The sequence below is a fragment of the Moorena sp. SIO3H5 genome, from assembly GCF_010692395.1.
Classification (GTDB): domain Bacteria; phylum Cyanobacteriota; class Cyanobacteriia; order Cyanobacteriales; family Coleofasciculaceae; genus Moorena.
Genome location: NZ_JAAHHS010000404.1, coordinates 1 through 6,657, shown reverse-complemented (window position 1 = coordinate 6,657; position 6,657 = coordinate 1). Strand labels below are relative to the sequence as shown.

At 42.0% G+C, this 6,657-nt stretch carries 6 protein-coding genes and 1 pseudogene; 3 read left to right on the top strand and 4 right to left on the bottom strand.

Features of this window, described 5'->3' with window-relative positions; genetic code table 11:
* Positions 1 to 182 (top strand): annotated as a pseudogene (locus F6K52_RS29560) (spermidine/putrescine ABC transporter permease PotC); the annotation flags it as partial.
* Positions 183 to 278: 96 nt separating this feature from the next.
* On the opposite strand, the gene F6K52_RS29555 reads toward F6K52_RS29560, so the two are convergent.
* The 4 genes from F6K52_RS29555 to F6K52_RS29540 all read right to left on the bottom strand — a co-directional run bounded on the left by F6K52_RS29555 (position 279) and on the right by F6K52_RS29540 (position 3,564).
* Positions 279 to 1,220, bottom strand: a complete 942-nt coding sequence (locus F6K52_RS29555; protein WP_293087177.1) for a polysaccharide pyruvyl transferase family protein — start codon at positions 1,218 to 1,220, stop codon at positions 279 to 281.
* A 46-nt stretch (positions 1,221 to 1,266) separates the two neighbouring features.
* On the bottom strand, positions 1,267 to 1,932 hold the full coding sequence (locus F6K52_RS29550; protein WP_293087172.1) for a Uma2 family endonuclease: 666 nt from the start codon (positions 1,930 to 1,932) through the stop codon (positions 1,267 to 1,269).
* Between the two features lie 45 nt (positions 1,933 to 1,977).
* Positions 1,978 to 2,121: a hypothetical protein gene (locus tag F6K52_RS29545; RefSeq protein WP_293087168.1), complete on the bottom strand. Its 144-nt coding sequence runs from the start codon at positions 2,119 to 2,121 to the stop codon at positions 1,978 to 1,980.
* A 189-nt stretch (positions 2,122 to 2,310) separates the two neighbouring features.
* A complete protein-coding gene (locus F6K52_RS29540; RefSeq protein ID WP_293087165.1) occupies positions 2,311 to 3,564 on the bottom strand; it encodes a hypothetical protein in 1,254 nt (417 codons plus the stop codon).
* A 309-nt stretch (positions 3,565 to 3,873) separates the two neighbouring features.
* On the opposite strand from F6K52_RS29540, the gene F6K52_RS29535 reads away from it, so the two are divergent.
* The gene (locus F6K52_RS29535; RefSeq protein ID WP_293087160.1) at positions 3,874 to 5,430 is read left to right on the top strand and encodes a hypothetical protein; all 1,557 of its coding nucleotides are present in this window, start codon (positions 3,874 to 3,876) and stop codon (positions 5,428 to 5,430) included.
* The coding region (locus tag F6K52_RS29530; RefSeq protein ID WP_293087155.1) for a DUF1822 family protein at positions 5,423 to 6,657 on the top strand (1,235 nt) is incomplete at its 3' end. The genes F6K52_RS29535 and F6K52_RS29530, both read left to right, overlap by 8 nt.

Below are 6,657 nucleotides of genomic sequence, written 5' to 3'. Positions count from 1 at the left end.
TGTTTTCTAGTCTTCCTGCTGGGAATGGTTCAACTACCCTACCCATGGAAATCTTTAGCCGCATCCGCATTGGTGTTAAGCCAGATATAAATGCTCTTAGTGTTTTGTTAATCCTAGTATCAGGTGCAGTTGCTTTTATCGCTGAATGGCTCCGTTATCGGAGTGTGGAAAATCAGCAATAATGGGGAATTGGTAATCGGTAATTGTGAATTTATAACTGATACAAGGTTACTTTATATTATTTCATTTCTTAGTTCAGCAACATCAAAATTTATAATTCATCCTTGATCATTCATCCTTGATTTTAATTTATCTAACCTTTCTTCTAATTCAGTGGTAAGTTGCTCGATCCGATGATCATTACTTAAGTAGGGAGAGGTAGTTTGAGCGATTCTGAATAGTTGAGTGGCGATTAATTCTTGTTTTTCACCCCAAAGTGTCTTAACTGAACGCAACTGATCTTGTTTGAGCCAATTAAAGCAAAAGTGAGCATAACGGATTGAGGAACGAATTCCCCTTGCTGTTCTAGGATATAAATCCCATAGAGGCATGATATATTGAGGTTGGTATTTCAAACCAACAGATAAGCACCAATCCTGCCATTTAAATGCCAAAATAGTTTGATTAGTGCAGATGGGAATCCAAGGAATTCGTAGCGCATCGGCTACAATTGCGCCATGCATGGCTTCTGTTAGTAAGATGTTGGTTTGGCTGATAGCAGATAATACTTGCTCGACAGGCAAACGAGGGTCAATATACTTAAAGCCGATTTGTTCACAGATTTGATGCCAGGCTTGACCGCCATATCTGGCAGATTTAGCATGGGGCATAACGGCAAATTGATGGATTTTTTGACTGGTTGGATGGAAGAGTCGTCTGACTAACACTGCTCCATCGGTAACAGCTAATTGAGGGGAAATGCCTAAGGCTTTGGCGGAGAGGGGTCCTCTTACACAGTAAATTGTCCAGGAATCTTGGAGTTTTGGTAACTTTTCATAACCGACTCCGGTACTAAAAATGATGATTCGGCGAGCATTGGGTAAACGCTTGGATAGTAAATTATTTAGGAGGGTACCGATTCCAACAAAGGCGGTGCTTTCATCGTCATTTAGTAAGTTAGGGATTAACTGTTGCCATAGCCAAGGGTTTAGGTCATCGCCGAAGTTATTGAGACCACCAGGGAATCGTTTGGGTGAGTATTGGTAGTAGAAGAGTTTCATTTTCCCCTAATATGTCGCATTTTTCTTAGGTAGAGCCACCAAAGGTTTATGTTCCGGCCTTGACCAGCTGCTCAACAGTCAATTTCAGTTCTGGGAAAGTTGGTGATTCAATAGAATCACATCCCCTAAAGATTTGGCCTTCTTTATATTCATTATCAGCTAACTGGTATATCCAAACTGTAGGAATCTTAGGAGACCCAATGTATCGGGTTCCTCCCAGGGCTTTATAGTCAACAATCCAGTATTCTGCAATACCAAATTTTTCGTATTCAGCCAGTTTAGTTAGATAGTCATCTTGCCAGTTGGTACTAACGACTTCCACGATTAACTTAGCTGATTTACCGATTGAGATACTTGATTTGTCTTGATGCAGTCGCTCATGGGGGGAACCCCCAAGACCGCGCTGCATCGCTTGTTTCCAGTATGGATCTTCCGCAACAGTTTGTTTATCCAAAACAATGATATCTGGTAAATAGCCTTCTCCTTGTTGATAGGGTTTGACAAGACAAGTTCGAGGAATAAAGTAGGGTAGTGAAAGTCTCTCGATTTCGACATCGAGTTTTCTGGCAATGAGAGCTGCTACTTGTTCGTGTAAACCGGTGGGACGCATAGCTACAATTCTACCCTGACGAAGTTCATAGTTTCCTCCATCCTCTGGGTACTGTTCTAAAAATTCGTCAAAGGTTAATAGTTTTGATACTGCTTGAACCATAGTTAGGAATGGTTAATAAGTACTATTGGGTTAGTATAGCGGTTTTCAATTGGGTGAGGTACTTTCGTCCTGGGTTTTAGGGAGCAGGGAGCAGGGAGCAGCGATGCAGCGCGGTCTTGGGGAGCCAGTGCGGTCTTGGGGGTTCCCCCCATGAGCAACTGGCGTGGTTTCCCCAATGAGCGACTGCATCAAGACGGGAGCAGGGAGCAGATAAGTCACAAAAGCGAAGAGGTAAGAGAAAAAAAACTGTATACATTATAGTTATGAAAAACCCTGTAATATTTATCAAATAGATCAGGTGTAAGTACATCAACGAATTGATAACTGTTATATAATAAGGATAGCAAACCCATATAAAAAACTATTTACCATCGACTTTTATCTGGAATTGTTGCTAGCCAATAAAACTCTTGTTAGTTTATCTTTAACTCGATTTCTCTGAAAGCCAATATAACCCTGTCCCAAGGTAATCTGTTGAGACCAATGAGATTGATTGCACCAACGATAATAGGCAGGTAATGCAATAGTTTCTAAGAAAAAACGCCACTTCCTAGTAGTACTTGAAGGCGTGATCGCTTTGGAACGAATTCGACCATTTTTAACCATAGCGCTACGTAAATTTGGCTCTTCTTTCAACCGCTTAAGGGCTGAAATTAACGCCCTAGGGGTAGCCACTTCCAGATAGTCTAGTGGGCTATAGCGTTCTGCTTGATAAGCAGCTTCACATCCGAGAATAGCAGGGGTTCCTGCTAGCCAAGCATTGTAGAGTTTGGTAGCTGGTTTGCTCAGGTAATTGCGGTGCAGGCAGGCTGTGTTGCCCCCAAAGCTACGCACAGCCACAATAGCATCAATCTGACTGTAGTCATGCCAGCGATTGTCTAGGTTGCTATAGTCATGCCAATGATTGCGATTGATTACTGGTTGCCAAGATAACCCCAGTGCTTGGAGTTGTTGTTGCCAGGAGGCATGCTTTAAATCTAGCGCTAGATTATTTTCATGACCAAAGAAGGCGATGGTTTCAAAGCGATCGCATCGTGCTGGATGGCGCTGAATTAAGCCTGGCTGAGTCCAGTGGGGTAAATAGTAACTATTGCGCAGATGCATTGTTTCCAGAGGATTTTGTACCACATGGAGTTGAGCATAGGGATAGGGTCTTTGTTCAGCTTTAATACAAATGAGCAATAACTTTGGTCCTGGCTTGAGCTGGTCATTGTGAGCTCGTAAACAATTGCGGTGGATCAGGACAATCCCCTGTCTGGGCAATTCTGCTACTAGTTCGCAAGGGAAACCATCGGTTTTCAGGCGTAGATAGGTTTGTAATGTCCAGGCATAGATACCAATCCCAAAGCCTTTCCAGTTCTCATCGGCACTTTTGGGCATGGTGTCCGGCCATAAACACTGAGGAATGTAGAAGTAAATTGGGGGTAATTTATTGGTCATTGATGGATAAAGAAGTAATATCAAGTCAGGTTGAATACCCATCATGAGAGGCAAGGTAGGAAGTCTGGGGAGATGGGGAAGATTTTTATTAAGCGATGCAGAGGTGCGACCCGTGGCGAATTTAATTCTTAATGCGGAAAACGCACCATTACGGTCTTGGGGAGGCAGCGCGGTCTTGGGGGTTCCCCCCATGAGCGACTGCCGTGGTTTCCCCCACTCGCTATTGCATCAAGACAGGGTAATTATCCGGACATGATATGATACCAAATCAATTTTTAATTTTATTGACTAATAAATATATGCTTTATAGGGGAATTGGTGATTGAGTAAACAGATTACCCTGACCCAAAAATCCAGGAACTATTTAATAAGTTATTAATGGAACTTGATCTCAACTTTGCATTTATATTGCGATCAAAAAAAGCTGAATTATAGCATATCATCTTTTACAAAAAATTACCCGTTTGGGTACTGCGAACCTAATAATCTGCATGAGACAATATGGCACAGCTAAGTAAAAGTGTAAGGATGGTGCCTCTATCGAGATATTGGGAAATTTTAAGACTTGATCCTGCTAGTGTTGGGTGTGGTTACAAAAAACTGTTACTACCGCTGGCATGGGAGTTTTTTCAACAGAAGTGTCTAGAATTAGATGCTCCAGAAACGCGATTGACTGTTCGCGGCAGCGTCGGGCAAAGCCCTAGAGGTGCGAATTTGTCGGTGGAGCAGCATCGGGATATTCAAACCTCCCTATACACCTGGTTTCACCCTGAGGAATCGTCTGGGTCAGCAATAAGTCGTGCTAGAGCAGGACTTTGTCTTCGTTGCTATGTCTCTTACCCAATCCTGAAAGCTTGCAAGAAACTGGCTAGTTTATATAGCGCTAGCCATGACTTCACCTATCGGGATTTGCTACCATTTGTGCTTGATGATGATGGTAAAGTACTGATCATCTTAGATCAGGATGGTACAACTCAACTGATTCTGAATGGGGATAGGGAAACAAAAAAAACCGATTACCAATTTTTTACGGTTGAAGTATTACGAAAATATAACCTAAATTCCCCATCCAAGTCTAGGTTAGATGATTGGGTCTACTATCAAACCAAACAAAATCCCAAACTCAAAGACTTCTTATCGGAACGGGGACTTTGTTTTCTCAGTGACTGGGCTCTGCTCAATCGAGCTAGACCAACACAATTGGAACAACTCTTACCACGCGATCGCAATATCCTAGAAGCCTTTCATGCAGTCTACCGTCGGGACAGACGCCAACAGCCAGAAAAAAAAGCTAGACGTTGTCCAGATCCCACCCAGTCTCAACTTGAAGAAATGAGACACCTCTTGCAGGAAAAATCGGTAATTGTCAACTCTCTAGCACAGCTGAGCAATGAACTCAAACATCTGGCCAGACTGCTAAGGCGATATGACATATGGATTCGCAGCGGATTTCCGCCATCGGAATCCCTAGAGGTGTCGGATTCGGATACTGGAAGGGATCGAGAGTTACCAGACCCAAATTTCACCAACACTTTAGATGCGATCGCACGACAAGAATTACAGCAATTCTGTGGTCAGCAACTCATAGCCTGTTTGGATTTAGGGATAGAGCAAGGGCTAACTGACCGTATTACCAAGCTAGAGCGCAGTCGAAGTTACACCCGTTTTGCATCAAAGGTTATATCAGGTCTTGAACTTATCTACTGTCATGGTAAATCTCAAGCCGAGATTGCCTCTATTTTAGGAATGACCAATCAGTCCCAAGTGAGCAGGGTGCTAAATCCCAAGGAGCTGCTCAATCGGGTGCGGTTTTGGACAATAGACAAACTTTTCCACATTATCTCCTATGCAGCAAATCAGTTTAATCTGGCAAATATGTCTAGGGATCCAGACTATTTAAGAAACTTGATGGAACACCTAGAAGCTTTTGTCGATGCTGAAGTCTTCCAAGAAGCAGCTGCAGAAATCATGACAGGGAAAAAGTGTTCTACTAATAGCCTATATGCCCAGCGACTATGCCGCTACCTTGAGACACTGAAGCAGGAAAATCATGACTAGTTATTCTGTTAATTCCACCGACCTCAGACTTGTGCAACCAGAATGTATTTGCTTAGAGTCCGAACAGTTTGAGCAAGCAGTACAAATGAGCAATCAAGTCATCTCAGAACCACGCCAATGGCAAACCTATCTGAATGGACTAGCATTACTTAGTTTTACACAATGGTTACAGGAAAAGTTAAATATATTCATTTCTGATAATTGTTGTTCTTTACGACAACCTCAATACGCTAATGTGATTGAAGCGGTATGTAATCTTATAGTAGGCGAATTTAAGCTTTGTTTAATTACCAGTGAGAGTTTACTGGATGAAGTGGTTACTGTACCGATAGCCGCCATTGATTTACCAGACTTTGCTGCTCATTTCTATGTTGTAATTGAAGTGCAAGAAGAGCTAAAAACTGCTATTATTCGAGGCTTTATCCGTTACGATGATCTGGTTGATTATAGACAAGTTTTTAATTTACATCCTGAAGTTGATTGGAACTATAGTTTACCTCTGTCATTGTTTGATCCTGAGCCAAATCACCTACTATTTTATTTACGTTTTTTGGATTCCACTGCTATTGAGTTACCAGTCACGTCCCCTAATTACCTCCCTAAGATATCTCTGAACTCACCTGACTTGGAAACATTAGAAACATTATTAGATCGTCTACAATATCCTGAGCAAACTCTTTGGAAAACTTTAACCTGGGAGCAAGGGCTGACTATACTCCAAAGTCCTGAATTACTGGATTTATTATATCAGTGGCAACTAACTCCCCACAGAACAACCTCCCTTTCTATTCGGATTACAGAAGTATTTACCATCCTAACTCAAAAGGCTATCAATACACAGCAATGGTTGGAGGGTAAATTAGACGAATTTGCCCAAGGTTTAGGATTGTTCATCCCTGAACCCCTTACTGCAAATTCATCGATATTTCGGTCAATTGATAAATTCGATAATGTGATTAACGAGCTTAGATATCAAGGAATGGACATTCCTCCCGAACCAGGTCGATCCTATCAGGACATTGATTTAGGTGAAATTGCTTTACGACTATGTGCAGTAACCTGGCCGATTGACTCTCCAATTCCTCCACCAAAATGGTCATTCCTACTAATTTTAGGAACCCAGCTGGGGACTCCTTTACCTGATGGATTTAAGCTACAAGTTAGCAATCTAAGGTCTATTATACATGAGCCTATATCAGGGCTTGATGATCCATTTCTGTTTGCAGA